The following is a 25419-nucleotide window of genomic DNA, read 5'->3' on the forward strand; positions in this document are numbered from 1 at the left end:
TTTGGAGATACAGGAGGAAAGAGAATGGGCAAGGAGCTTGCAAAGACCTATGAGCCGCAGGAGGTTGAAGACAGAATTTATCAGTTCTGGCTTTCCGGCGGCTATTTTCACGCGGAGGTAGATCCGGAGAAAAAGCCTTATACAATTGTGATTCCGCCGCCGAATATTACAGGCCAGCTTCACATGGGACATGCGCTGGATGAAACCCTTCAGGATATTTTGATCCGTTGGCGCAGAATGCAGGGTTATTCCGCGCTGTGGCTGCCGGGAACCGACCATGCTTCCATCGCCACAGAGGCGAAAATTGTAGAAGCAATGCGTAAAGAAGGCGTGACCAAAGAAGAGATTGGGCGCGAAGGATTCTTAGAGCGTGCCTGGGAATGGAAAGAAAAATACGGTGGCACGATTATCGGCCAGCTGAAAAAGCTGGGCTGCTCTTGCGATTGGGAGCGGGAACGCTTTACGCTGGACGAAGGCTGTTCCAAAGCTGTGAATGAAGTGTTTGTCCGCCTGTATGAAAAAGGATTGATTTACCGGGGAGAGCGCATTATCAACTGGTGCCCTTACTGCCGCACCTCCATTTCGGACGCAGAGGTGGAATTCAGCGAGCACGAAGGCCATTTCTGGCATCTGCGTTATCTGTTGAGCGATGGCTCCGGCGAGATTCAGCTGGCCACCACCCGGCCCGAAACCATGCTGGGTGATACCGCTGTGGCGGTGCATCCCGATGATGAGCGTTACCGCCATCTGGTGGGCAAAACTTTGATTTTGCCGTTGGTGGGCCGCGAGATTCCCATTGTGGCAGATACCTATGTGGAACCGGAATTCGGAACAGGCGTTGTGAAAATTACTCCTGCTCATGACCCCAACGACTTTGAGGTCGGTCTGCGTCATGATTTGCCCATTATCAATGTGATGGATGAAAGCGGCGTTATCAATGAAAACGGCGGTGCTTATCAGGGGCTGGATCGGCTGGAAGCCAGAAAACAAATCGTAAAGGATTTGGAAGAACAGGGATTCCTTATTAAGGTGGAACCCATTAAGCATAATGTTGGCTCTTGCTATCGTTGCTCCACCACGGTGGAACCCCGTGTGTCCAAGCAGTGGTTTGTGAAAATGCAGCCTTTGGCGGAACCCGCCATCGATCGTGTACGGGAAGGCGAGGTTCAGTTTGTTCCCGAACGCTTTGAAAAAATCTATTATCACTGGATGGAAAACATCCGTGACTGGTGTATTTCCCGCCAGCTGTGGTGGGGCCACCGGATTCCTGCCTGGTACTGCGCTGATTGCGGCGATACCATTGTTGCAAAAGAAGATCCGGATGCTTGTCCGAAATGCGGCGGCCATCACCTGCATCAGGATCCGGACTCGCTGGATACCTGGTTCTCTTCTGCTTTGTGGCCTTTCTCCACTTTGGGGTGGCCGGATCAGACCGAGGATTTGAAATATTTCTATCCCACCAATACGCTGGTTACCGGCTATGACATCATTTTCTTCTGGGTGGCTCGTATGATTTTTTCTGCCATCGAGCAGACCGATCAGGTTCCCTTTGATACGGTTCTGATTCATGGTCTGGTGCGTGATGCACAGGGCAGAAAGATGTCCAAGTCTTTGGGCAACGGAATTGATCCGCTGGAAGTGATTGAGCAGATGGGCGCAGATGCTTTGCGCTTTACGCTGGCCACCGGCAACAGCCCGGGAAATGACATGCGTTTTTCGGATGACAAGGTAAGTGCCAGCCGGAACTTTGCCAATAAAATCTGGAATGCAGCCCGATTTATCCGGATGAATATTGAAGAGCATGAAGTGGAAAATTGCCTGCCGGAGCATCTGACTCAGGCCGACCGCTGGATTGTGGGGACTTTCCATCAGGTTGCCCGGGATATTACCGAGAATCTGGAGAAGTTTGAGCTGGGAATCGCGGTTCAAAAGCTTTACGATTTCTTGTGGGACGATTTTTGCGACTGGTATATTGAAATCGCGAAAATTCGTATGCAGGGCGAGGACGAAGCCACCGCACAAAGCGCCCGTCAGGTGCTGGTGTGGGTCATGTCCAACACATTAAAACTGCTGCACCCCTTTATGCCTTTTATTACCGAAGAAATCTGGCAGTCTTTGCCCCATGAAGGGGAATCCATCATGGTGTCTAAATGGCCGGAATACGATGCGGCTTTGGCTTTTGAAGCAGATCGACAGGAAATGCACCGTGTGATGGATGCCATTCGTGCGGTGCGTAACCGCCGTTCTGAAATGAATGTGCCGCCGTCACGCCGTGCCCACTTGTCGGTGGCAGTAACCGGACAGGCTGCAGATACCTTCCGCCAGAACAGTGATATTATCACCCGTTTGGCTTATGCCAGTGAGGTGGAAATTGCGGATTCCTGGAATCTGCCGGATGCTGTGACGATTGTCACAGACACTGCTACGCTGTATATTCCCACCGATGATTTGGTGGATAAAAAAGCGGAGCTGGCAAGGCTGCAAAAAGAACTGGAGTCTGCCGAGAAACAGTTGGTTTCTGCGGAAAGCAAACTGAAAAATGAAACCTTCCTGTCCAAAGCGCCTGAAAACGTGGTGGACGGAGTCCGCAAAAATGCGGAAAAACTTGCAGAAAAAGTTGCGGGTATCAAGTCCGCAATGGAAAGTCTTTTAAAGTAAATCTGGACGGGAAGAAGCCGCCTGCGTGTTCTGACGGCAGGCGGCTTCTTTTTCTGGATCGCTCAATTCGGAAAGGGGCAACGGTATGACATATCAAGAAGCGTTACAAGAAATCTCCTCTTTGCTTCGGTTCGGCATGAAGCCCGGGCTGGAAAGAATTCAAAAGCTTTTGGATCGAATGGGAAATCCCCAGGATAGACTTCGCTTTGTTCATGTGGCCGGAACCAACGGAAAAGGCTCCACCTGTGCGCTGCTTTCTTCTGTGCTGACGGCCGCGGGATACCGCACAGGCCTTTATATCTCCCCGTATATTCTGGAATTCCGGGAGCGGATGCAGATAAACGGAGAAATGATTCCCAAAGAGGACTTAGCTCGCCTGACCGAACAGGTTCTTCCGCTGGTGAAACAGCTGGAACAGGAAGGGGAGCCCTTGACCGAATTTGAATTCATCACGGCGCTGGCGATGGAGTGGTTTGCCCAAAGCGGATGTGATGTGGTGGTGCTGGAAGTTGGCCTTGGCGGTCGCTTTGACGCCACCAATATCATTAAAACGCCGCTGGTTTCGGTAATTGCGGCGGTTTCTCTGGATCATACCGGGGTGTTGGGGGATACGGTGGAACAAATTGCCTTTGAAAAAGCAGGGATTATCAAAGATGGGGGCGACACTGTGGTGTTCCCCCGGCAGGAACCCGGCGCGATGGAGGTGATTCGGCAGGCGGCTCAACAGCGGCACAACCGCTTGAAACTCGGCCAGCCGGAAGCCTTAGAGCCGGTTTCTTCCGACTTGTTGGGCACCCAGTTTCAGTATCGGGGAACCCCCATGCAGATGCCGCTGATTGGGAAACATCAGGTGCAGAATGCTTCTACGGTATTGGCGGCATTGGAGTTTTTGCAGGAAAAAGGCTTTCAGCTTTCTCAAGAGGCGATTGCGGACGGATTTTCCCGTGTGCATTTTCCCGCCCGGCTGGAACTTCTTTCTCAAAAACCGGTGTTTTTGCTGGACGGCGCCCATAACCCCAATGGGACAGAGGCTTTAGCGGCTGCCTTGCGGCAATATCTGCCGGCAAAGAAAATCACTGCCGTGATGGGGATGCTGGCGGATAAAGACACCACGGCAGCTATCGGGCATTTAAAAGGCTTGTTTGATCAAGTGTATACGCTGACCCCCGATAATCCCCGGGCTATGGATGCCCCTGCCTTAGCGGACTTGTGGAAGGGCCTTGGGGCTTCTGCCCAGGCTGCCGATACGCCGCGCCAGGCGGTAGAAATGGCGTTGGCCCATGCAGGGGACGAGGGTGCAGTGGTTGTGTGCGGTTCTCTTTATTTGGCGGCGCAGGTAAGACCTATTGCCATAGAAATTTTGCAATCTCAAAGCCCGTCCGCATAATTCGAGTAAAATTTTACCAAAAATCCTCTATTCTATAGGATAGAGGATTTTTTTATTTTTCAGTTGTGTTTTTTATGGATAAGCAGGATGGAATCATTGCTTTTTACTGCGAATTTTCTTTCCTATTTCTTTGCAAAAGGTATTATTTTGTCAAATTTTTTAGAATTGATTGCATAAATACGTTCATATGGAAAAAACTAACAGGGAACAATTGCATAACCAAATTATCATCCGGGAGGAAGAGGAATGAATGATGTCAGGCTAATTCTAAAAGAAGGGACGCTGACCGCCTTGCTCAGCGGAGAAATTGATCACCATACGGCCAAGGCAATTCGGGAATCCATCGACGAAACGGCGGGAAAAACAAAACCAAAGGACTTGATTCTGGATTTTTCTAAAGTGCAGTTTATGGATAGCTCCGGCGTGGGGTTGATTATGGGGCGCTATCGACTGATGCAGGTGCTGGGCGGCTCTGTAACCATCGCTAATTTGCCCCCCAAGGTGGAAAAGGTTGTTTCCATGGCGGGGCTGGACAAGCTTGTAAAATTTGAAAAAGGAGTGGTATACCGTGAAGCCGATGAATGAAATGAACATTTCTTTCCTCAGCTGCTCCGCCAACGAGGGCTTTGCAAGGGCGGTCGTCGCGGCGTTTGTGGCGCAGCTGGATCCAACCATCGATGAGCTATCCGATATCAAAACAGCGGTTTCGGAGGCGGTGACGAATTGTATTGTGCATGCGTACCGCGATATGCTGGGCACGATTTACATATCGGCAAAGCTGTATGAAGACGGCAGCATACAAATCCGAATTCGAGACAAAGGGTGCGGAATTGAGGACGTGGAAAAAGCCCGTGAGCCTTTGTTTACAACAGCAGAGGGGGAAGAGCGGGCCGGGCTGGGCTTTGCGGTGATGGAAAGCTTTATGGATTCCGTTGGGGTGCTGTCCAGAGTAAAAAAGGGTACCACTGTTACACTGAAGAAGAGGCTGGCCCGCAGAAGGGCCTCAAATGGCTGACCGGGATCGCATGATCAGCGAAAACATCGGTCTGGTGCATGCTTGTGCCAAGCGATTTAAATCCCGGGGCGTGGAATACGAAGATCTGTTCCAGGCTGGATGTATGGGGCTGGTCAAGGCGGTGGATCATTTTGAGGAAGAGCGCGGCCTGCGCTTTTCCACCTATGCGGTGCCGGTCATATTGGGGGAAATGCGCCGTCTGTTCCGCGACGGGGGCAGCGTAAAGGTAGGGCGGTCCTTAAAAGAACTTTCCCTCAAGGCGACCCGAGCCACTGCGGAATTCAGCAAAGAACACGGGCGTACCCCCACCATTGGGGAGTTGGCGGCGGTTTTGGGCGTGGAAATTACCGAAGCGGCTCAGGCGGTCAACGCCGGGCAGCACCCACTTTCCTTAACGGCTTCTGACGATGAGGGCGGGGGACAAATTGATGTGCCTGTGGATGCTCCGGACGAAAAAATTTCGGAGATTTTATCTCTTCAGCAGGTGATTCGGGAATTAGAACCCAAAGATCGCAGCATTATTGTGTATCGGTATTTTAAAAGTCAAACCCAGCAGCAGACTGCAGATGCTCTGGGAATGACGCAGGTTCAGGTTTCACGAAGGGAGAAGGTGATACTAAAAGGTTTACGGGACAAGCTTTCGGAATAGAACATGGTGTAAATTGAGTCAACATAAAAATCCCACCCGTTGCGGCATTGCCGTGGCGGGTGGGATTTTTATGTTTTATCGGGATCCCTGTGCCGTGATTTTCTTACCGTCCATAATACTTTTGAAGGACCTCTTTGTAAATAGAACGATAAACAGAAGCGTCGCGATCCGCCAGATTCAGCTCTTGGTTCGAGAGAGCCTCCACGCCGGGGGAACGGATGATTTCTTGATGACCGGCCTGTTCCAGTGTGAGGGGATACCGACCGTTCTCATAGATGGTAGGGGCATAGACAGTCTCATCACCCAATTGCATGTCATTCAGAAAAAAGAGATACTCTTTGCCGATTTCAGAAGGCATGTAATTTGAGGTGATCACCAATTGTTCCGCTCCCTGGGTTTCTTTTATGTAATAGGGTTCACAAAGTTTGAGGGTATCTTCTGTGCGGAAGGAACCCTTCCATACTTTTGAAATCTTTAAGGAGGAAACAGTGTACTGAAAATGGGGAATAGAACGTTTACTCAGCCCAGCCGATCTTTGCTGGGCGTCATCTGTCAGTTGGCCTTGCACGATGATTTTAGAATGTTTTTCTAATTCTGCCAGTGTTTCTGGACAGAACGCCAAGAGGGGATCAATGGTACGGGATCGATCCATATCGTAATAAGGGTAAGGATAGCTTGCCGCTGACAGGCTTTCGAAAGAATCTGGTTCGGAAGAATAAGAAAAAAGATTGAAGGTCATTGCCAAAAGGAGCAAGAGGTGTGCTGCTTTTGCCATAGTGCCGCTTCCTTTCTTTGTTTTGTGGTGGGGTTAGGAAAAAGCTGAAATGAGTTTGTCTCATGCGTTTTTTCCTCTATTCATTTATGAAGTAGAAGAGAATTAATTATCAAAGAAGCACTTTCGACTTATTATACTGGTTTTTTGACAGATAGTCTGCTGTTTTATCGAACAAAAAATAATTTAACGGAATGATTTTGAATTTCCTTTCCAGCAAGATCGAAGAAGATAAAGCGTGGATGCACTCTTTTGCCTATAATTAAAAATGGATATTATTATTAATAAGTGTCGGGAATTAGCGAAATTTCTGGCAATTAGTAAATATTGTAAGAAATGGCACTGAAAAAACGTATTGCTTTTTTAACTCTAATCCGCTATAATTTATTCAAAAGTGGTGAAAGGTGGAGGGAAGTAGCATAAAGTGGATTGCCATATGCTTTTCCCGAACAAGCCGTTATGTTGATTGGAGAATACCAACATAATATTGATCCAAAAGGCCGTGTGATTATACCTGCTAAATTCCGTGAGGATTTAGGCGAACGGTTTTACATCACAAAGGGTTTGGACGGCTGCCTTTTTGTCCTTTCTGACGAGGAATGGGCCCGTTTGCAGGAAAAGATCCGGCAAATGCCAATTTCCAAATCAAGGGGCCTTCAGCGCTTTTTCTTTTCCGGCGCGGCAGAGGTTGAGCCGGACAAGCAGGGCAGAGTCCTGATTCCCCAGCAGCTGCGGGATTACGCACAAATCCAAAAGGATGTGGCGGTAATCGGCGCTTCCAGCCGGGCAGAAATTTGGGATGCGGCCCGTTGGGCAGAATTTAATTCCGGCCTGACAGAAGAAAGCATCGCGGAAGCGATGGATTTGCTCGAATTATAAGGCGGTGACGGTCTGTGAACTTTGAACATATACCAGTTTTGTTTCAGGAAACCATTCGTTCCCTGAATATCAGGCCAGACGGCATTTATATTGACGGTACTGCCGGCGGCGGCGGACATTCTTTGGCAATTGTAAAACAACTGACTTCCGGCATGCTGCTTTCGATCGATCAAGATCCCGATGCGGTAGCTGTGGTAACCGAGCGGCTTAAAGAGTATTCCAATGCGCTGGTGCGCCGGGGGAACTTTTCCCAGATGATTTCACTGGCAGAGGAATGCGGCATCCAGAAAGCGGACGGTGTGCTAATGGATATCGGGGTATCCTCTCATCAGCTGGACACAGCCGAGCGCGGTTTTTCTTATCATCAGGATGCACCGCTGGACATGCGCATGAGTCAGCAGGGAACCAGCGCGGCAGATTTAGTCAATACCATGACATGGCAGGAACTTGCCAGAATCATCAGCCAGTATGGGGAAGATAAAAATGCGGTTAGAATCGCAAAAGGGATTGAAAAAGCACGGGTAGAATCCCCGATTACAACCACCTTGCAGCTGGCGGAAATTGTCCGTCAATCGGTTCCGGCAAAAGTGCGCAGAGAGCCGGGGCACCCGGCCCGCAAAACCTTTCAGGCGCTGCGGATTCAAGTAAACGGTGAACTGGATCGGCTCAGTGAAGGTTTGGATGCGGCTTTCTCTCTTTTAAACACAGGGGGGCGTTTGGCAATTATCACCTTTCATTCGCTGGAAGACAGGCTGGTAAAGCGCAGAATGGCGCAGTGGAGCTCAGGCTGCACTTGTCCACCGGATTTCCCGGTGTGTGTCTGCGGAAAAACACCCAGAGCAGAACTGGTCTATAAGAAGGGGTTGTCCCCCTCTGACCAGGAATTAGAAGAAAATCCCCGCAGCCGCAGCGCGCGGCTTCGGGTTTGTGTAAAATTAAAGGATACTGAATAATAAAACGGGAAGATCAGGAAGGAGTGGCACCGGCGAATGTCCAAGCAGAATACAGCATACGATTTTTCATTGTTTGAACCGCAGAAAAAAGAGCTGCCTAAAAGACAAAGCAACGTAATTGAACTGCCGGCCAAAAAACTGGAAGAAAATCGCCGGCCAAAACGGCAGCCGCTGCGGTTGCTCGCTACTTTCTGCTTTATGGCTGTTTTGGTTTCGCTGGTCGGCACCTTGGTCTATGGTCAGGTTCAGTTGACAGAATTGACCGAACAGGTAAATTCCGCCACCAAACAGATGGAGGAACAACAAAGTGTACATACGCAGCTGAAAATGCGATCAGATTCCCGTTTGTCTTTGCAGGCGACAGAGGTGTATGCCAAGGATCAGCTTGGGATGCGCAAAATTAGCTACAGCCAGGTGGAATGCATCAAGCTTTCCCCGGGGGACAAAGGACAGGTTCTGGATAAGAACGCTGCAGGGAATTGGTGGAGTTCCCTTTGGAATTCACTGCAAAACCTGCTGTCATAATTGTGACGGCTTACAAATAAGTATGAATACTGGTCTGTAACAAGGCTGGGAATGGAAGCCGAGAGTTGAGAGAATATCTTAACTCTCGTTTTTATAGCAGGATGATAGATCCGTGGAATGCGAGGGATTGCTTATGGCAAAAGGAACAACCATACGGATGTGGCGCAGAACCTTGGTTTTGCTGGCCATATTTTTGGTGGTGGGCTTCGGCGCCATTATCTTCAGTCTGGTCAAGCTTCAGCTGGTGGAGGGAGAAAGCCTTCAGCAGCGGGCAGTGGAACAGCAGATGAAAGATACCGCCATACCGGCCATGCGGGGAACCATTTATGACCGAAATATGCGGGAATTGGCCAAAAGCGCTACGGTTTGGACAGTTGTGCTGGAACCGGCTTATCTAACTGAGGACAGCCAGCGCGAGAAGGTTGCGCAGGGGTTGTCTGAAATATTGGATATGGATAAAGAAGAAATTCTTAAAAAAACCCAGAAAAAAAGCTATTATGATGTGCTCAAGCGCAAAGTAGAAACAGAAGTAAAGGATTCTATCCTGAAATTTAAAGAAGAAAATAAAATTGGCAACGGAATTCGCCTGATTGAGGATTATAAACGATATTATCCCTTTGAATCGTTTGCGGCAGGTCTTTTGGGCTTTACCGGAACCGATAATCAGGGGCTTTCTGGTTTAGAGGCCTATTATGATAAAGAATTAACCGGCACGGCCGGCCGTCTGGTTACCGCAAAAAATGCCATTGGGACAGATATGCCCTTCCAATATGAGCAGAAAGTAGAAGCACAGAACGGTTATAGTCTGGTTTTGACCATTGACGAGATTGTGCAGCATTTTCTTGAAAAGTATTTGGAAGAAGGGGTTGTGAACAACAAAGTAAACAACCGCGCCACGGCAGTGGCAATGGATGTGAATACCGGTGCCATTTTGGGCCTGGCGGTTAAAGGGGATTTTAACCCGAACTTTCCGCTGATTATTACCGATCCGGCAGAGGCCGCCCGGATAGCCAACATGCCTGACGGGGACAATACAACCGAAGAAGGAAAGAAAATAAAACAGGCTAAAGCGGACGCGAAAATTGCGGCGCAGCAGGCTCAATGGAGAAACAAAGCGGTCAGTGATACTTACTATCCCGGATCCGTATTTAAGATGGTTACCGGCTCCATGGGAATGGAAGAGGGGCTGATTAACGAAAATACCACGTTTTTCTGCAACGGCGCCGCAGTTGTATCCGGCACCACCATTCGATGCTGGAAGCACGGCGGGCACGGCAGCGAAACCTTTACCAAAGGGCTGCTGAATTCCTGTAACCCGGTGTTTATCCGGATTGGTGAAATGCTGGGGGCAGAACGCTTCTTTAAATATTTCGCAGCTTTTGGCCTGACAGAAAAAACCGGCATCGATCTTCCCGGTGAGGCGGGCAGCCTTTATTATACCGCCAGCCAGCTGAATCCGGTGGAATTGGCCACAGAGTCCTTTGGACAAAACTTTAGTATCACGCCCATTCAGATGATTACCGCCGCAGCAGCGGTGGCAAACGGCGGATATCTGGTGCAGCCCCATGTGGTCAGTCAGGTGCTGGACAGTGACGGGAACATCGTACGATCCACCGACACAAAGGTGAAGCGCCAGGTAATTTCAGAAGATGTTTCAAAACGAATGAGCGAAATTTTGCATATGAACGCTACCACGGGTACCGCGAAAAACGGATATTTGCCCGGTTATCGTGTGGCGGGCAAAACCGGTACCTCAGAAAAGGTGGCGGAATACATTGCCGGCGGCAAGAAAAAGATGGAATACATTGCTTCTTATTGCGGGTTCGCCCCAGCGGATAATCCTCAGGTTGCCATTCTGGTTTTCTTTGATGAACCACAGGGCGACAGCTATTACGGCGGCGCCGTGGCCGGCCCTGTTTTCGGCAAAATGATGGAAGAGATTCTTCCTTATCTGGGCGTGGAAAGAAAGTTTACCGAAGCTGAAATGGAAAAACTCGATGTGAATACTCCTGATGTGACCGGTAAAAAGATAGATGCGGCCAAAGCGGAATTGCAGAAGTTGCAGTTGAGTCAAAAGGCATACGGCAAAGGCGACACTGTGCTGCGCCAGATACCGGAGGCAGGCAAGAGTATTCCGCAGAACGGCACAGTGGTATTAATGACAGATGCAGAAAGTGAATCGAAGCAGGTAACAGTTCCGGCTCTGACCGGTTTGACACTGTCCAAAGCGAACAGTGTGGCGGCAGAGGCAGGAATTAACATTACCGTTTCCGGTGCGGCTCTAACGGGCGGAAAAGCACAGTCGCATTCCCAAAGTATTGCGGCGGGAACAAAGGTAGCTCCGGGCACCGTGGTCAACGTTGGCTTTATTGAACTGGATCAGGTGCAGTAATCGGTCAAGGAGGCTTGTCATGGAACAGTGGAAACCCTATGTACAGGCAAAGCCGGTTCGGCTTTTGGCAATTGACGACTTGGAAGCGACGCATATCCTGACACAGATTTTTACAAGATGTGGATATCAGGTGTCCCACGATAGTGGTAATTATGAGGGCTGTGATTTTTTGTTAATCCAGCCCGCCCAGATTCCGCAATGCAGCTCTGGATTGGAATATTTGCTGCTGGCAGAAAATCACATTGAGAATTTTCGACACTTGGCTGGTGCATTTCAATATTGTGCGGTGGAATATGAAGCGTTATGTGAATTCTGCGGCGATTTCTTTGCACAAACAGTCAGTTATTCGGCCAATGATTCAGGCGCCGACGTGTTTGCGGGGAACATCCGCCACACACCGGAGGGCGTGGTGTTTGAACTAACCAGCGGCGGGGTGATTGGCCGGGTAGTCATTGGATGCCAGGAATCCATTCGGCCGGCACTTTTAGCGGCACTGACGGCTCTTTGCTGCGGGGTGCCTTTTGCGCGGATTGTGGATACCTTGAATCAGATGACAGAAATACCGGTGAACCGGTATTATGGCTGACGCGCGGGAGAAAATAAAAGAATATACAAAAAGGTGGAACAACAGATGGCAGGGATAGAAATTGGGGCAGCGGCACTGACGGCATTCGTAATTACCGGGTTATCCGGAAAATGGCTGATTCCGTTTTTGCGTAAGCTGCACTTTGGGCAGACGATTCTGGAAGATGGACCGAAATGGCATAAAAAGAAACAAGGCACCCCCACCATGGGCGGCATTATGTTTATTTTGGGAATTACCGTGGCGATTCTGGTGTTTGTGCCGGTCTATTATTTCAGAAACGGAACAGCGAATACGCTGCTGGAGCCATTCACCATGAAAGCCCGGATTTACGGCGGCTTGGTCATGGCTTTGGCCTTTGGTGCCATCGGATTTTTTGACGACTATATCAAAGTCGTGAAAAAGCGCAATCTGGGGCTTACTGCACGGCAAAAGCTGGTGTTGCAGTTTTTGGCTGCCGGTGCTTATCTGGCTACTTTATATCTGTCCGGTTCCGGTTCTTCTACCATTATTCCGTTTCTTGGCAGTGTGGATTTCGGCCTTTTATACTGGATTTTGGCCCTGTTGATTATTGTGGGCGTTGTCAATGCGGTTAATTTTACCGATGGAATTGACGGCCTGAACGCCTCGGTTACTTTTTTTGCCGGACTTTCTTTTTTGGTGATTTCCGGCTTCTTGTCACTTAACGGAATCGGAATTGTGGCAGGGGCTTTGGCAGGAGGGTGCCTGGGGTTCCTTTTGTGGAATTTTAATCCGGCAAAGGTTTTTATGGGCGACACCGGTTCCCTGTTTTTGGGCGGAATGGTGTGTGCGTTGGCTTTTGGCCTGAATCTGCCGATTTTGCTTTTGCCCATCGGTTTTGTGTATTTATGTGAAATTTTCTCCGTCGTACTTCAGGTCAGCTATTTTAAAGCGACCCACGGCAAACGGCTGTTTAAAATGAGCCCCATTCATCATCACTTTGAAATGTGCGGATGGAGCGAAATAAAAATTTGTTTGATTTTCTCACTGGTGACAGCCATTGGGGGCGCCTTGGCTCTCTATAGTGTTATGAATGGTCTGTAAGAAGTGCCGGATTGTAAAATATCAGTCGGCATACTTTGACAGATTGTGGACGGATCGGTATGTTAAGATGTATTCCATGGAAAAGGAGGGGGTGTACGATGCCCGGAGAAATGAACAAACACCCGGCGTCGCGGTCGCAGGCGGCCCGCAAACCCCGCTCGCAGGAAAAGGCAGAGCCGCGTCATTCTAATATCGCGCCTCTTACCAAACGGGTAAAAAAGAAATTTCGGATCTTTTCGATCCGTTCCGGCCTGGATATGCCGTTTTTATTTTTGGTGTTGGTGCTGTTGGTTATCGGCCTTGTTATGCTGTTTTCTTCCAGCTATGCTTATGCCTATTACAACTATGGAAACAGCTATTATTTTATCACCCGGCAGGCGGTTTTTGCCGTAATGGGTGTTACAATCATGCTTTTAATTTCTTATTTTGACTATCATCATTTGCATAAGCTGGCAATTCCTTTGCTGCTGGTCAGTTATTTCCTTTTGGTAATAGTACTGTTTTTGCCGGCGGTTAAGGATGTGCATCGCTGGATTAGCTTGGGGCCGTTTGGGTTCCAGCCCTCCGAAATCTCAAAATTTGCCATGACTTTGTGCTTTGCACATTTAATTTCGATTAATTTTAAAAGAATGGATACGGCTCGTTATGGGGTGCTTCCTTATATTATTCTTTTAAGTATTACCGTGATTCTGCTGATTCGGGAGCCTCACATTTCCGCGGCGGTTATCATTATTGCCTTGGCGGGAATGATGCTGTTTATCGGCGGTGTTCCCCTGCGCTGGTTTGGTGCGGCCTTTGGCGTGGCGGTAGCCGGCATTGCCTATTTGGTGCTGTTTGCATCGGAATTAGGGTATGCCAGTGACCGCGTGGTTGCCTGGCTGGATCCGTTTACTACGAATAAGGAACTGATGGCAAAAACCTGGCAGACCCGCCAGTCTTTATATGCAATCGGTTCCGGCGGCCTTTTGGGGCTGGGGCTCGGGCAGTCCCGGCAAAAGTATTTGTATTTGCCGGAACCACAGAATGATTTTATCTTTGCCATTGTCTGTGAAGAGCTTGGCTTTATCGGGGCGCTGATTATTGTGATTCTGTTTGCTTTGCTGGTTTGGCGCGGAGTTACGATTTCGCTGAAGGCCAAAGATAAATTTGGAATGCTGTTAGGCATTGGGCTTACTTTACAGGTAGGTCTGCAAGTGGTTTTAAATATCGCGGTTATTACCAACACCATTCCTAATACGGGAATCAGCCTACCGTTTTTTAGTTACGGGGGCACATCGCTGGTTTTGCTGCTGGCACAAATGGGTGTGGTGTTATCCATATCCCGAACTTCTGCCATTGAGAAAACTTAGGGGGCGTCTATGAAAGTTTTATTTGCAGGGGGAGGAACAGCCGGACATATCAATCCGGCTTTGGCAATTGCGGGTTACTTGCGCGAGCAGGAGCCGGATGCCGAAATATTATATGTCGGTGCAAAAGGGGGAATGGAGGAACGGCTGGTGCCCGAGGCGGGATTCTCGTTTCAAAGCATCACCATTTCTGGGTTTCAGCGAAAACTGACCCCAAAAGCCATCATGCGAAATATTAAGACCGTGGCGCGAGTCATCAGCGCCAGCGGTGAATCGAAAAGGCTGATTCGGGAATTCTCGCCGGACATCTGTATTGGAACCGGCGGTTACGTGAGCGGTCCGGTGATTCGAGAAGCCATCCGCATGGGGATTCCCGCTTTGATTCATGAGCAAAACGCATATCCCGGTGTTACCAATAAGATGCTGGCCAAAAAAGCCAACATGGCGATGCTGGCGATAGAAGATGCCAAGAGGTATCTGGACCCCAGTGTTCCATATAAGGTGACGGGGAACCCGGTGCGGCAAGAAATTTTAAGGGCAGACCGAGAGCGTGCCCGCCGCGCGTTGGGGTTGGACGACCGTCCGCTGATTTTATCTTTTGGGGGTAGCTTGGGCGCCAGAAGCATCAATGAATCCATAGTCGAACTTTTGCTTTCCAGCGCAAAAAACCAAAAGTATCAGCATATCCACGGGTATGGACAAAATGGTGGGTGGCTGCCGGATCTTTTAAAAGAAAAAGGTCTGAACATAGAAAAAGCAAAAAATATTCAATTAAAAGAATACATTAAAAATATGCCGGAGTGTATGGCTGCGGCGGATCTTGTCATATGCAGGGCCGGAGCTATTACCCTTAGTGAACTTCAGGCTCAGGGGAAGGCGTCTATTTTGATTCCTTCGCCCAATGTGGCAGAAAACCATCAATATCACAACGCGATGGCTTTGGTGCGCCGCCGCGCAGCACTTTTGCTGGAAGAAAAAGATTTGTCCGGTCAGGCACTTGTGAATAAGGTAGAGCGTGCGTTTTCCGCCCCGGGCGGAGTAAATGAACTTGGAAAAAACGCAAAAAGAATGGCAATTCTTGACGCGAACGAAAGAATTTATAAAATCATGCGCGAAACAGTGAATTTGAAGTGATCATACCCTGTCACACACCCTAGTTGCTTTTGCATAATATAGCAAAGCACAATAGGCAAGAAAGGGTGTTTGATGTGGCAAAATTTTTAATAGAAGGACACAAAAGGTTACAGGGGGAAATTCTTGTCCATGGAGCAAAAAACAGCACTCTGCCCATTTTGGCGGCGTCCATGCTCTGTAGCACAGAAACAGTGTTACATAACTGCCCTGTTTTGTCAGATGTGGAAACCTGTGCGAAAATATTAAGGTATCTGGGATGCCGGGTCAGCCGCAGCGGCGGAGATGTAACGATTGACTCTTCCGGCATCTGCCACAGCGATATTCCTGACTATCTGATGAGAGAGATGCGTTCCTCCATTGTGTTTTTAGGCGCGATTGTGGCCCGCACCGGGCGCGCCAAGCTTTCGTTCCCCGGTGGCTGTGAATTGGGCCCCCGCCCGATTGATCTGCATTTGGCGGCGCTGCGCCGGATGGGAATGGAGATTGAAGAGGATCACGGATGCCTGGACTGCAACGTACGCGGCGGGCTGAAAGGGGCAAAAATCGGATTTTCTTTCCCTAGTGTAGGGGCAACGGAAAATGTGATGATTGCCGCGGCCTGCGCCAAGGGAACCACTGTGATTACAAACGCTGCCAGAGAGCCTGAAATTTGTGATTTGGCAGACTTCTTAAATGCCTGCGGTGCAAAGATTCGCGGGGCAGGCGAAAGCACCATTGTCATTGAAGGGGTTCCGAAACTGTCTGGCTGTGAGCATTGGGTGATTCCAGATCGCATTGCGGCAGCTACTTATATGGCGGCAGCGGCTGTTACAGGCAGCAGCCTTTTAATCAGCCGGATCGATGCCCGGCATTTAGAGCCGATGATTCCTGTTTTTGAGGAAAGCGGCTGTGGATTAATGTTCTGTGAAGATCAGCTTAAAATAACCGCCCCCCAGCGGTTGTCTCCGGTCAGAAGCGTGCGTACCATGCCGTATCCCGGGTTTCCCACGGATGCGCAGGCGCCCGTTATGGCCATGACTGCATTGGCAGACGGCACCAGCGTGTTTGTAGAAAATATTTTTGAGAGCCGCTATAAACATGTGGGGGAGCTGCTTCGTCTGGGCGCCAACATCAAAGTGGAAGGACGGGTGGCTGTGGTTCAAGGGGTTCCCCGCTTGTCGGGTGCTCCGGTAGAGTCGCCGGATCTTCGTGGAGGGGCCGCGTTGGTTGTTGCTGGACTTGCGGCAGAAGGAATTACCCAGGTGGATGGATTGAAACACATTGACAGGGGTTATGAAAACATGGAGCAAAGCCTTGCCGCGGTAGGAGCATCCATTAAACGGATCGAGTAAACTGAGATTGGCCGAAAAATCACCCGGAGGTTGCAAAGGATGGACAGGAAAAAACAGCCAACGCCCGATGTGGGGCAGCAGGAAAAAAGAGCGCGCCATGCAGAGAGCGCTCGTGCTTCCCGCGTTCGACAAAGACGACGAAAACAAAAACTGCGGATTTTTTATGCGCTTTTGTTTTTAATTGTGCTGGGTTTTGCTGTAACGCTTTCCCTAACTGTTCTGTTTCAAATTAATTCCATACAGGTTACCGGTACCTCGCGCTATTCACAGGAAGAGATTGTGAAGGCCAGTGGGATTCAAACCGGAGAAAACCTGTTTTTGACAAAGACGAAGCAGGCCGAGACAGGGATTTCTCAAAAGCTTCCTTATATCGGGGCGGTTAAGGTATCCCGCAAACTTCCGGCGAAAATATCCATTCAGGTGGAAGCGGCGACTGTAGACGGCGCTGTGGAAACTGAAAACGGCTATGTACTGCTGACAGGCTCCGGCAAGATGCTGGAGCTTGTGGAGCAGCCGCCGGAAAACGGCACGCTGATTGTGGGACTAGCCCTCAAATCCGCATCGCCGGGCAAACCGGTTGTTTATCAGGATGCTGTTTCTCAGGAATTGTATCAGCAGCTGATCGTTTCCATAAAAAACAACTCCTTTGCATCGGTTACCAAAATTGATATCAGCAATCCATACCGTATTTTAATAGAATATGACAAACGAATTATTTTGAATTTGGGAACCTCGGCAGACTTGGATTATAAAATACGGTTTGGAAAAACGATATTGGAAGGAAAAAATGAGAATGGAGAGGATAATATTGGAAAAGAGGAAAAGGGAGTACTGAATTTGGGCAGCGCAAAAGAGGACGACAGGGCGTATTTTGATCCAAACGGAGTGATATCCAATCCGGCGCAAAGCAAGGCGGGTTCTGCCCAAAGTTCGCCGGCTTCGGCGGTTTCATCGGCGGCTTGAGAGCAAATTTCCAATATTTTCTAAGGAATCATAAATAAGACCCTTAATTTTCTGTGAATAAAGGACAAGTTATTGAAATTTTTCCCGAAAGGTGTTAAATTATATAGGTATAGAAAATCAATGGGATATTTCAGCCCGACATGCAATTTGGCGGGGCTTGTTTTAAAATTTTTCTTTCGATTTTTATCATTTCTTTTTTCTACATAAAAGACAGGAGGATGCAGCAGATGCCTTTTGAAATTGACAATGAAGACAACATCGTGCAAATAAAAGTGATTGGTGTTGGCGGTGGCGGCGGAAATGCGGTTGACCGCATGGTCGTCTCGGGAGTGCAGGGCGTCGAGTTTATTACGATCAATACGGACAAGCAGGCCTTGTTCCGTTCCAAAGCCATGCAAAAAATCCAAATAGGCGATAAGATTACCCACGGTAAGGGTGCCGGTTCTAAGCCGGAAATCGGGCAAAAATCCGGTGAGGAAAGCCGAGAGGCAATTGCGGCAGTCCTGCGCGGAAGTGATATGGTGTTTATTACCGCCGGTATGGGCGGCGGCACCGGTACCGGCGCGGCTCCCATTGTGGCAGAAATTGCCCGTGACATGGGGGTTCTTACCATCGGTATTGTAACAAAGCCTTTCACTTTTGAAGGAAAGCGCCGTATGGAACAGGCCGAAGGCGGAATTTCTGCTTTGCGTGAGCATGTGGATTCGTTGGTTGTGATTCCAAACGAACGCCTGAAGCTGGTCAGCGAGCAAAGAATTACTTTGCTTAATGCATTTACCATTGCCGATGATGTTCTGCGTCAGGGTGTGCAGAGTATTTCTGACCTGATTAAACTGCCGGGTCTGGTGAATTTGGATTTTGCAGATATCTGTGCAGTAATGAAAGATGCAGGATATGCACATATGGGTGTTGGACGTGCATCCGGAAAAGAAAAAGCACAGTTGGCCGCCAGTATGGCAATTTCCAGCCCCTTGCTGGAAACCTCTATCAGCGGGGCCAAGGGTGTTATCATCAACATAACCTCTTCGCCGGACATCGGTCTGGATGAAATTGAAACAGCTGCCTCTATGATTCAGGAACAGGCACATGAGGAAGCAAATATTATTTGGGGTACTGCCTTCGATGAGTCTATGGAAGACGAAATGAGTGTCACGGTGATTGCCACCGGATTTGCTACCCATGACGGCTCTCCGGCTGCGGCTGCTCCTGCTGCAAAAACGGCTGGTGCACCTGCTTCTGCTGCCGGCGGAGCTGCACCTCAGCAGTCCCAAAAGATGACGGGGCTGGATGAAGACGATACCTTTACGGATATCATGTCCATTTTTAACCGGTAAGCTGTTATTTTAGAATTGGGCAGGACAGAGTCAGAATTTCTCTGTCCTGCTTTTTCTGGTTATATTAAGCGGCAGAACCACTTTGGTGTGCCGCCAGACCTTTTCCGCATTTGAGTAGGAGGAAAAAGATGCAGGTAATGATTCGTGAGGCAAAACGGGAAGATTTAGAGCAAATTCGGGCACTCTATCAGCAGCCGGATTTTCATGGGTTGGATATGGTTCCGCTGGAGCAATCGGAACGAATCTTTGAACAAATGGCGGGGTATCCATATTATAAAGTGTTTGTGGCAGAATACGAAAATCAAATCGCGGGCACTTTCACTTTGGCCATTTTGCCAAGCCTGACCGGCGATTTTGCCGGTGTCATTGAAGACGTGGTGGTAAAAGCGGAATGCCGCGGCCATTCTGTGGGCGAAAAGATGATGCGTTTTGCTTTGGAACAGGGCAAAAAAGCAGGGTGCTATAAAGTGGCTTTGTCCAGCAATGTGAAGCGGGATCGAGCCCATAAGTTTTATGAATCTTTGGGATTTGAAAAGCATGGATACAGCTTTGTGACAGAAATGTAATTCGGTATTTTTACTTAAATTTAAGGGAATTCGGGCAAAAAAGCCCTGAAAAGGCCGAATTGGCTGAAATTTGGGCAAGGCTGTCCGAAATACCCCGATTTCTCTTGCAATCTCGCTTTATTGTGCTATAATTACTGTTGGGTCGAATCAAAACGAATTTTTTAAAAAAGGAGGCGGCATCGTGAAAGCGGACCCTTTGGGCGATAATCCCATACGAAAATTCAGCGTGCGGTGCTGCCTTTGTATTTTATTGCAGAGGAGTATTTGCGCGCGGCTAAGGAGTTGAGTGCAAATGTTGTCCTATTATAAAACGATCGAAGGCAAGATACAATCCATTGCAGAATATGAACCCGGGTGCTGGATTCATTGTGTGGCGCCACGGGATGAAGAAATTAATGGGCTGATTCGCGATTTTTCGATTGAACCGGATTTCTTCCGGGCGGCCATGGACGAAGAGGAATCCTCTCACATCGATTCCGAAGATGGCAATACCCTGATTATTATCGATATTCCCAGTGTGGAAAAAACAGAAAATGGACTGGTGTATATCACCACACCACTGGGCATTATCATGACAGAGAAAAATGTTATTACCGTAATGACCCGGGAAAACTCTGTTTTAAATGAGTTTACCGAGGGTGTGGTCAGAGGGGTTCAAACCAACCTGAAAACCCGGTTTATTCTGAATATTATGCTGCGGGTGGCCACTCGCTATCTGCAATATTTAAAGCAAATTGATAAAATTAGCATGCAGGTGGAAACCGAGCTGCGAAAGTCTATGAAAAATGCAGAGCTATTCCAGCTGCTGAATATTGAAAAATCTCTCGTTTATTTTTCTTCCTCTTTAAAGGCCAATGAGATTACCATTGAAAAAATCATGCGTGGCCGTACCATACGTTTGTATGAGGAAGATCAGGATTTGCTGGAGGATGTTCTGATTGAAGTCAAACAGGCCATTGAAATGGCCAATATTCATTTGAATATTATGTCCGGCACGATGGATGCCTTCGCTTCTATCATTTCGAATAACCTGAATATTGTGATGAAAGTGTTGGCCTCGATTACGCTGATTATTTCCATTCCCACCGTTATTTCCAGCTTGTATGGAATGAACGTGACCGGGCTGCCGGTTCCGGAGTTTTGGTTCCCGGTGGTGGTTGCGATGGGATGCATGGGGATTGCGGCATATTTTCTTCGAAAAAAGAATATGCTGTAACGGATTGCGACTGCAATATCCGAACAAAAAACAAGGGAGCCTTTTATGGGCTCCCATTTGTGTCATAATTGAGGTTTTTACGAAAATAAAAGCTCTTTTGCTGCCGCGGGAATTTCTGACACCGAGCTGACTTTGCGGTCGGCTGCTGCCATTTCGGCGGGACGGAATCCATACAGGCACCCGATAAAGGGAAGGTTGTTTTCCCGGGCGGCATTTAGATCAAAGATGGTATCGCCTACCATCAGTGCTTTTTGAGGCTGAACCTTTTTTAAAAGCCGCGCAAGGCTGACGCCCTTGTGCCCGGCATCAGCGTCTAAAGGCTGGATTACATCAATCAGCTGTTCCAGCTGGAGTGCGCTTAAAATAGCACTGATATACCGGGTGGAAGAATTAGAACATACGGCTGTCACCCAGCCGTCCAGCCGCATTTGCGCCAGCATCTCGGTGCAGCCTTCATAGGCTTCTGCCAAATGCAGATATTCGTTTTCCACTTGAATGATCCGGTGTACATAACGTCTTTGGGTTTCTTTGTCCGAACCGGGCAGAAGGGCCGGTAAATATTCGCTGGAAGGCGCGCCGAAAGTGGAACGGATTTGTTCCGCAGTCTGAACCGGATATTCCATTTCGGCCTGCACGATTTGATGTACTTTCACTGCAAATGCGTCGGTGCGGTGCAGGGTGCCGTCCAAATCAAAGACAATCAGCTTTTCTGGTTTTTCCATAATCGCAGTCCTTTCTGTTCCCTGTAATGATTTTATTGTATCATGATTTTAAAGAGGACGCAGCTTTTTTCAGCAGGAAACAAAGGGATTTCTAAAAAATCAGCTTTTTTACTGGAAGTAAAAAAATTATTTCAAAAAATCAGTGATATTTACGGAGTTTCTACATATTCGGAACATAAAATAAAGGAGAGAAATGATTTTGGAGCGAATCAAACTGCATACAAAGAATTTAAAAGAACAGGCGGCAACATTAAAAGCCGGGGATTCGGTTTTGCTTTCCGGCACAGTATATACGGCTCGTGACGCCGCTCACAAACGCATTTTTGAGCAGATAGAAGAAAACAAACCGCTGCCTTTTGTTGTGGAAGGCGCAGTTATTTATTATGCAGGCCCCACACCCACGCCCGAGGGGATGGCCATCGGTTCCTGCGGCCCCACTACTTCCGGCCGAATGGATCCTTTTTCGCCCCGCTTGATGGACATGGGGTTAGCCGGGATGATAGGCAAAGGAAATCGCTCAAAAGAGGTAGTAGACGCCATCCGCCGCAATGGCGGCGTTTATTTGTGTGCCATTGGCGGCGCCGGTGCTTTGGCCGCCCAAAGCGTTCAATCGCTTGAAGTAGTGGCTTTTGAAGATTTGGGCTGCGAGTCGGTTAAAAAACTGGAGCTGAAGGATTTTCCGTTAATTGTAGCCATTGACTCGAAAGGAAACAGCCTGTTTTCTGAATCTTGACCCGGAAGAAAGGAGAACCCAATGACAAAACTGCTGATCCGCTTGTTTGTTTCTGACAGTGAGCAGTCTAACCGCCCACAGGTGCGGGAACGGTATGGAAAGTTGGCAGGATGGGTGGGGGTTGCCACCAACCTTTTGCTGTTCGGCATCAAATTGCTGGTGGGTTTGCTTTTTCACAGCATTGCCGTTATGGCAGATGCTTTTAACAACCTGACGGATTCCGCTTCTTCACTGGTGACGCTGCTTGGGTTTCATCTTTCTGCAAAGCCTGCAGACGCAGAGCACCCCTATGGACACGCGCGAATTGAATATATCACCGGTATGGTGGTTTCTTTTTTGGTTATCATGGTGGGCTTTCAGCTGGCGCAAACCTCTGTGGGGAAAATTCTCAATCCCCAGGCAACAGAATTTGGAACCGCTTTGCTGGTGGCTTTGATTGTGTCGGTATTTCTAAAATTGTGGCAATGCCTTTTTTATTTAAAAATCAGTCGAAAAATCGATTCCACTGCGCTGCTGGCCAGTGCGCAAGACAGCCGCAACGATGCACTTTCCACCGCTGCCGTGCTGCTGGGTCTGGTTGTTTCGCATTTTACCGGCTGGATGCTGGACGGCTGGCTGGGGCTTGGCGTGGCGATTTTTATTTTAATTGCCGGATTCCGTCTGGTGGTGGAAACCGCCAATCCGCTGCTGGGCCTTGCCCCCAGCAAGGAAATGGTAGAAGAAATTTATGAAAAAATCCTTGCTTATCCGGGAATTATCGGCCTGCATGATTTAAATATCCATAATTATGGCCCGGGCCGGTGCTTTGCTTCGGTTCACTGCGAGGTGTGCGCCGAACGAAATATTGTGGAAAGCCATGAAATCATTGATCAAATTGAACGGGATTTTTTACAGGATTTGAATATTCACTTGGTGATTCATCTGGATCCGGTGGTGACGGATGATGTGCGCACCAATCGGCTGAAAATTTTTGTGGAAGAACTGCTTCGCGGTATCCCGGGCGAAATCACCATGCACGATTTTCAGGCGGTGTGGAAACCGCAGGATTCCCGCGTGATTTTTGATGTGGTGGCGCCTTATCGCTTTCAGTGGAGCGATGAAGAACTGAAAGCGTATTTGACCGAGCAGCTTAAAACATTGGAACCCGACTGCCAGCCAATTATCGTGGTGGATCACGATGATTCCCCGGTGCGGAAAGACCGGTAAAATTTACATTTTATACTTGTTTTTTTTAGATTTTTGTATTACTATAAATTTAGCACTTTGAATGTCAGAGTGCTAAATTTATTTTTTGTTGGAAAGGAAAATCGTTATGAAGCAATTTAAAGCGGAATCGAAACGCTTGCTGGAATTGATGATTCATTCCATTTACACGCATCGTGAAATCTTTTTGAGGGAGCTGTTGTCGAACTCCAGCGATGCGATTGATAAGCTGTATTATAAGACGCTGCAGGATGGGGACACCGGGCTCAATCGGGATGATTTCTTCATTCGCATTATACCGGACAAGCAGGCCCGCACATTAACCATTGAGGACAATGGCTGCGGCATGACAAAGGAAGAGCTGGAAAATAACCTGGGCGTGATTGCAAAAAGCGGTTCGCTGAACTTTAAAAAGGATTTGGAGAAAACCGATGAAATTGAAATCATCGGCCAGTTTGGTGTGGGCTTTTATTCCGCCTTTATGGTCAGCGACTGCGTAACGGTGGAAAGCCGCGCCTATGGCAGCGATGAGGCTTGGTGCTGGCAGTCTAAAGGGGTAGAAGGGTATACCATCGGTGCCTGTGAAAAAGAGAATCACGGCACCAAAATTGTGCTTTCCATTAAGCCCTCCAGCGAAGAAGAAAGCTATGAGGAATTTTTGGAAGAGCATCGGATTCGCAGCATTGTGAAGAAGTATTCCGACTATATCCGTTATCCTATTTTAATGGAAGTGGAAAAAAGCCGCCTAAAAGAAGGCAGCGATGAAGAACGGGAAACATATCGGGAAGAAGAAACGCTGAACAGCATGGTTCCCATTTGGCGCAAAAATAAGAATGAAATTACCCAAGAGGAATACGAGCAGTTTTATCGGGAGAAATTTTATGACTATGAAGCGCCGCTCAAGGTAATTCACACCAGCACCGAAGGCGTTTCCACTTATAATGCTTTATTGTTTATTCCGGCCAAGGCCCCTTATGATTACTATACCAAGGAATATGAAAAAGGTTTGCAGCTGTATTCCAACGGGGTTATGATCATGGAGAAATGTGCGGATCTGCTGCCAGATTATTTCAGCTTTGTGCGCGGATTGGTGGATTCTCAGGATCTTTCCCTGAACATTTCCCGAGAAATGCTGCAGCATGACCGTCAGCTCAAGCTGATTGAAGGACGCCTAGAAAAGAAGATTAAATCGGAACTGGAACTGATGCTGAAGAATGACCGCGAAAACTATGAGAAGTTTTTCTCCAGCTTCGGCCTGCAATTAAAGTATGGCATCTATTCTGATTTTGGTCAGCATAAAGAATTGCTTCAGGATTTGCTTTTATTCTATTCCTCCAGCGAGAAAAAGCCGGTGACCCTAAAAGAGTATGTCAGCCGCATGAAGGAAGATCAAAAGGATATCTATTTTGTCAGCGGTGAAAGTGTAAATCGCATCGAGCAGCTGCCCCAGACAGAACTGCTGCGCGAAAAAGGGCTGGAAATGCTTTACCTGACCGATCAGGTGGATGAGTTTGCCCTTCGGATGCTGCACGCTTATGAAGAACATGAGTTTAAGAATGTATCTTCTGATGATTTGGGGTTGGAAACCGAAGAAGAAAAGAAAGCGGCAGAACAGCAGAAAGAAGAATACAAAGATTTGCTGGAATCTGTTCAGAAAGCATTGGACGGAAAAGTAAAATCTGTGATTGTATCTCAGCGGCTGAAATCTCACCCGGTTTGCCTGTCCAGCGAAGGCGCCATTTCTTTGGAAATGGAAAAGGTGCTCAATGCTATGCCCAATGCAGAAAAGGTTCAGGCCCAGCGGGTGTTGGAACTGAACCCGAGCCATCCGGTGTTTAATGTATTGAAAAAGCTTCAGCAAAGCAATCCGGAAAAACTTTCGGAATATACTCAGCTGCTGTATACTCAGGCCTTGTTAATTGAGGGCCTCCCCATTGAAGATCCCGTGGCTTTTTCCAACCAAATCTGCAATTTGATGGCTGAATAAAATGGT

General features: G+C 48.3%; 23 protein-coding genes. 21 read left to right on the forward strand and 2 right to left on the reverse strand.

Annotated elements, in window-relative coordinates:
- The first annotated feature begins 24 nt into the window (after positions 1-24).
- From C1A02_RS07500 to C1A02_RS07520, 5 genes are all read left to right on the forward strand, one after another.
- Complete coding sequence (locus C1A02_RS07500) at positions 25-2658, forward strand: valine--tRNA ligase (RefSeq protein ID WP_101697602.1); 2634 nt, start codon at positions 25-27, stop codon at positions 2656-2658.
- A gap of 85 nt (positions 2659-2743) precedes the next feature.
- Positions 2744-4045: a bifunctional folylpolyglutamate synthase/dihydrofolate synthase gene (locus C1A02_RS07505; protein WP_101697603.1), complete on the forward strand. Its 1302-nt coding sequence runs from the start codon at positions 2744-2746 to the stop codon at positions 4043-4045.
- 246 nt (positions 4046-4291) lie between these two features.
- The gene (locus tag C1A02_RS07510; RefSeq protein WP_101697604.1) at positions 4292-4630 is read left to right on the forward strand and encodes an STAS domain-containing protein; all 339 of its coding nucleotides are present in this window, start codon (positions 4292-4294) and stop codon (positions 4628-4630) included.
- Complete coding sequence (spoIIAB, locus tag C1A02_RS07515) at positions 4614-5060, forward strand: anti-sigma F factor (protein ID WP_101697605.1); 447 nt, start codon at positions 4614-4616, stop codon at positions 5058-5060. The genes C1A02_RS07510 and spoIIAB overlap by 17 nt, the downstream gene beginning before the upstream one ends.
- A complete protein-coding gene (locus C1A02_RS07520) occupies positions 5053-5709 on the forward strand; it encodes a sigma-70 family RNA polymerase sigma factor (protein ID WP_101697606.1) in 657 nt (218 codons plus the stop codon). The genes spoIIAB and C1A02_RS07520 overlap by 8 nt, the downstream gene beginning before the upstream one ends.
- Before the next feature lie 103 nt (positions 5710-5812).
- Here C1A02_RS07520 and C1A02_RS07525 read toward each other — a convergent pair whose 3' ends face one another.
- Positions 5813-6484, reverse strand: a complete 672-nt coding sequence (locus C1A02_RS07525) for a hypothetical protein (RefSeq protein ID WP_101697607.1) — start codon at positions 6482-6484, stop codon at positions 5813-5815.
- A gap of 456 nt (positions 6485-6940) precedes the next feature.
- Between C1A02_RS07525 and mraZ the strand changes: the two genes are divergently transcribed.
- The 13 genes from mraZ to C1A02_RS07590 all read left to right on the forward strand — a co-directional run bounded on the left by mraZ (position 6941) and on the right by C1A02_RS07590 (position 20768).
- Positions 6941-7360: a division/cell wall cluster transcriptional repressor MraZ gene (gene mraZ, locus C1A02_RS07530; RefSeq protein ID WP_101697996.1), complete on the forward strand. Its 420-nt coding sequence runs from the start codon at positions 6941-6943 to the stop codon at positions 7358-7360.
- Between the two features lie 14 nt (positions 7361-7374).
- Positions 7375-8313: a 16S rRNA (cytosine(1402)-N(4))-methyltransferase RsmH gene (gene rsmH / locus C1A02_RS07535; protein WP_101697608.1), complete on the forward strand. Its 939-nt coding sequence runs from the start codon at positions 7375-7377 to the stop codon at positions 8311-8313.
- A 36-nt stretch (positions 8314-8349) separates the two neighbouring features.
- On the forward strand, positions 8350-8838 hold the full coding sequence (locus tag C1A02_RS07540; protein ID WP_101697609.1) for a hypothetical protein: 489 nt from the start codon (positions 8350-8352) through the stop codon (positions 8836-8838).
- Between the two features lie 133 nt (positions 8839-8971).
- Positions 8972-11230 (forward strand): penicillin-binding transpeptidase domain-containing protein, encoded by a 2259-nt coding sequence (locus tag C1A02_RS07545; protein WP_101697997.1) that lies wholly within the window; start codon positions 8972-8974, stop codon positions 11228-11230.
- A 19-nt stretch (positions 11231-11249) separates the two neighbouring features.
- Positions 11250-11816: a hypothetical protein gene (locus C1A02_RS07550; protein ID WP_101697610.1), complete on the forward strand. Its 567-nt coding sequence runs from the start codon at positions 11250-11252 to the stop codon at positions 11814-11816.
- A gap of 45 nt (positions 11817-11861) precedes the next feature.
- The gene (gene mraY, locus C1A02_RS07555; RefSeq protein ID WP_101697611.1) at positions 11862-12878 is read left to right on the forward strand and encodes a phospho-N-acetylmuramoyl-pentapeptide-transferase; all 1017 of its coding nucleotides are present in this window, start codon (positions 11862-11864) and stop codon (positions 12876-12878) included.
- A gap of 257 nt (positions 12879-13135) precedes the next feature.
- Positions 13136-14227 carry a putative lipid II flippase FtsW gene (gene ftsW / locus C1A02_RS07560; protein WP_442338929.1) on the forward strand — a complete coding sequence of 364 codons (1092 nt, stop codon included), beginning with the start codon at positions 13136-13138 and terminating at the stop codon, positions 14225-14227.
- Between the two features lie 9 nt (positions 14228-14236).
- Positions 14237-15358: an undecaprenyldiphospho-muramoylpentapeptide beta-N-acetylglucosaminyltransferase gene (murG, locus tag C1A02_RS07565; RefSeq protein ID WP_101697613.1), complete on the forward strand. Its 1122-nt coding sequence runs from the start codon at positions 14237-14239 to the stop codon at positions 15356-15358.
- Between the two features lie 65 nt (positions 15359-15423).
- Positions 15424-16689 carry a UDP-N-acetylglucosamine 1-carboxyvinyltransferase gene (murA, locus tag C1A02_RS07570; RefSeq protein ID WP_101697614.1) on the forward strand — a complete coding sequence of 422 codons (1266 nt, stop codon included), beginning with the start codon at positions 15424-15426 and terminating at the stop codon, positions 16687-16689.
- Positions 16690-16728: 39 nt separating this feature from the next.
- Positions 16729-17652 (forward strand): cell division protein FtsQ/DivIB, encoded by a 924-nt coding sequence (locus C1A02_RS07575; RefSeq protein WP_101697615.1) that lies wholly within the window; start codon positions 16729-16731, stop codon positions 17650-17652.
- A gap of 227 nt (positions 17653-17879) precedes the next feature.
- On the forward strand, positions 17880-18986 hold the full coding sequence (ftsZ, locus tag C1A02_RS07580; protein WP_101697616.1) for a cell division protein FtsZ: 1107 nt from the start codon (positions 17880-17882) through the stop codon (positions 18984-18986).
- Between the two features lie 128 nt (positions 18987-19114).
- Positions 19115-19552 carry a GNAT family N-acetyltransferase gene (locus C1A02_RS07585; protein WP_101697617.1) on the forward strand — a complete coding sequence of 146 codons (438 nt, stop codon included), beginning with the start codon at positions 19115-19117 and terminating at the stop codon, positions 19550-19552.
- Between the two features lie 292 nt (positions 19553-19844).
- The gene (locus C1A02_RS07590; RefSeq protein WP_101697618.1) at positions 19845-20768 is read left to right on the forward strand and encodes a magnesium transporter CorA family protein; all 924 of its coding nucleotides are present in this window, start codon (positions 19845-19847) and stop codon (positions 20766-20768) included.
- Between the two features lie 77 nt (positions 20769-20845).
- On the opposite strand, the gene C1A02_RS07595 is transcribed toward C1A02_RS07590, so the two are convergent.
- The gene (locus C1A02_RS07595) at positions 20846-21490 is read right to left on the reverse strand and encodes an HAD family hydrolase (protein WP_101697619.1); all 645 of its coding nucleotides are present in this window, start codon (positions 21488-21490) and stop codon (positions 20846-20848) included.
- A 193-nt stretch (positions 21491-21683) separates the two neighbouring features.
- On the opposite strand from C1A02_RS07595, the gene C1A02_RS07600 reads away from it, so the two are divergent.
- The 3 genes from C1A02_RS07600 (at position 21684) to htpG (ending at position 25413) form a co-directional block, all read left to right on the forward strand.
- A complete protein-coding gene (locus C1A02_RS07600) occupies positions 21684-22223 on the forward strand; it encodes a Fe-S-containing hydro-lyase (protein ID WP_370737795.1) in 540 nt (179 codons plus the stop codon).
- Positions 22224-22244: 21 nt separating this feature from the next.
- Positions 22245-23429, forward strand: coding sequence for a cation diffusion facilitator family transporter (locus C1A02_RS07605; RefSeq protein WP_101697620.1), 1185 nt, complete (start codon positions 22245-22247; stop codon positions 23427-23429).
- Positions 23430-23529: 100 nt separating this feature from the next.
- Positions 23530-25413, forward strand: a complete 1884-nt coding sequence (gene htpG / locus C1A02_RS07610; RefSeq protein WP_164997187.1) for a molecular chaperone HtpG — start codon at positions 23530-23532, stop codon at positions 25411-25413.
- Positions 25414-25419: the final 6 nt, after the last annotated feature.

It is taken from the genome of Clostridium minihomine (assembly GCF_900240385.1).
Lineage (GTDB): Bacteria > Bacillota > Clostridia > Oscillospirales > Acutalibacteraceae > Faecalispora > Faecalispora minihomine.

What these genes read in the sequence shown, in the direction of transcription:
- C1A02_RS07500 (WP_101697602.1), top strand. Translation starts at nt 25, where the DNA reads ATGGGCAAGGAGCTTGCAAAGACCTATGAGCCGCAGGAGGTTGAAGAC.
- C1A02_RS07505 (WP_101697603.1), top strand. Translation starts at nt 2,744, where the DNA reads ATGACATATCAAGAAGCGTTACAAGAAATCTCCTCTTTGCTTCGGTTC.
- C1A02_RS07510 (WP_101697604.1), top strand. Translation starts at nt 4,292, where the DNA reads ATGAATGATGTCAGGCTAATTCTAAAAGAAGGGACGCTGACCGCCTTG.
- C1A02_RS07520 (WP_101697606.1), top strand. Translation starts at nt 5,053, where the DNA reads ATGGCTGACCGGGATCGCATGATCAGCGAAAACATCGGTCTGGTGCAT.
- C1A02_RS07525 (WP_101697607.1), bottom strand. Translation starts at nt 6,484, where the DNA reads ATGGCAAAAGCAGCACACCTCTTGCTCCTTTTGGCAATGACCTTCAAT.
- mraZ (WP_101697996.1), top strand. Translation starts at nt 6,941, where the DNA reads ATGTTGATTGGAGAATACCAACATAATATTGATCCAAAAGGCCGTGTG.
- C1A02_RS07540 (WP_101697609.1), top strand. Translation starts at nt 8,350, where the DNA reads ATGTCCAAGCAGAATACAGCATACGATTTTTCATTGTTTGAACCGCAG.
- C1A02_RS07545 (WP_101697997.1), top strand. Translation starts at nt 8,972, where the DNA reads ATGGCAAAAGGAACAACCATACGGATGTGGCGCAGAACCTTGGTTTTG.
- C1A02_RS07550 (WP_101697610.1), top strand. Translation starts at nt 11,250, where the DNA reads ATGGAACAGTGGAAACCCTATGTACAGGCAAAGCCGGTTCGGCTTTTG.
- mraY (WP_101697611.1), top strand. Translation starts at nt 11,862, where the DNA reads ATGGCAGGGATAGAAATTGGGGCAGCGGCACTGACGGCATTCGTAATT.
- ftsW (WP_442338929.1), top strand. Translation starts at nt 13,136, where the DNA reads ATGCCGTTTTTATTTTTGGTGTTGGTGCTGTTGGTTATCGGCCTTGTT.
- murG (WP_101697613.1), top strand. Translation starts at nt 14,237, where the DNA reads ATGAAAGTTTTATTTGCAGGGGGAGGAACAGCCGGACATATCAATCCG.
- C1A02_RS07575 (WP_101697615.1), top strand. Translation starts at nt 16,729, where the DNA reads ATGGACAGGAAAAAACAGCCAACGCCCGATGTGGGGCAGCAGGAAAAA.
- ftsZ (WP_101697616.1), top strand. Translation starts at nt 17,880, where the DNA reads ATGCCTTTTGAAATTGACAATGAAGACAACATCGTGCAAATAAAAGTG.
- C1A02_RS07585 (WP_101697617.1), top strand. Translation starts at nt 19,115, where the DNA reads ATGCAGGTAATGATTCGTGAGGCAAAACGGGAAGATTTAGAGCAAATT.
- C1A02_RS07590 (WP_101697618.1), top strand. Translation starts at nt 19,845, where the DNA reads ATGTTGTCCTATTATAAAACGATCGAAGGCAAGATACAATCCATTGCA.
- C1A02_RS07595 (WP_101697619.1), bottom strand. Translation starts at nt 21,490, where the DNA reads ATGGAAAAACCAGAAAAGCTGATTGTCTTTGATTTGGACGGCACCCTG.
- C1A02_RS07600 (WP_370737795.1), top strand. Translation starts at nt 21,684, where the DNA reads ATGATTTTGGAGCGAATCAAACTGCATACAAAGAATTTAAAAGAACAG.
- C1A02_RS07605 (WP_101697620.1), top strand. Translation starts at nt 22,245, where the DNA reads ATGACAAAACTGCTGATCCGCTTGTTTGTTTCTGACAGTGAGCAGTCT.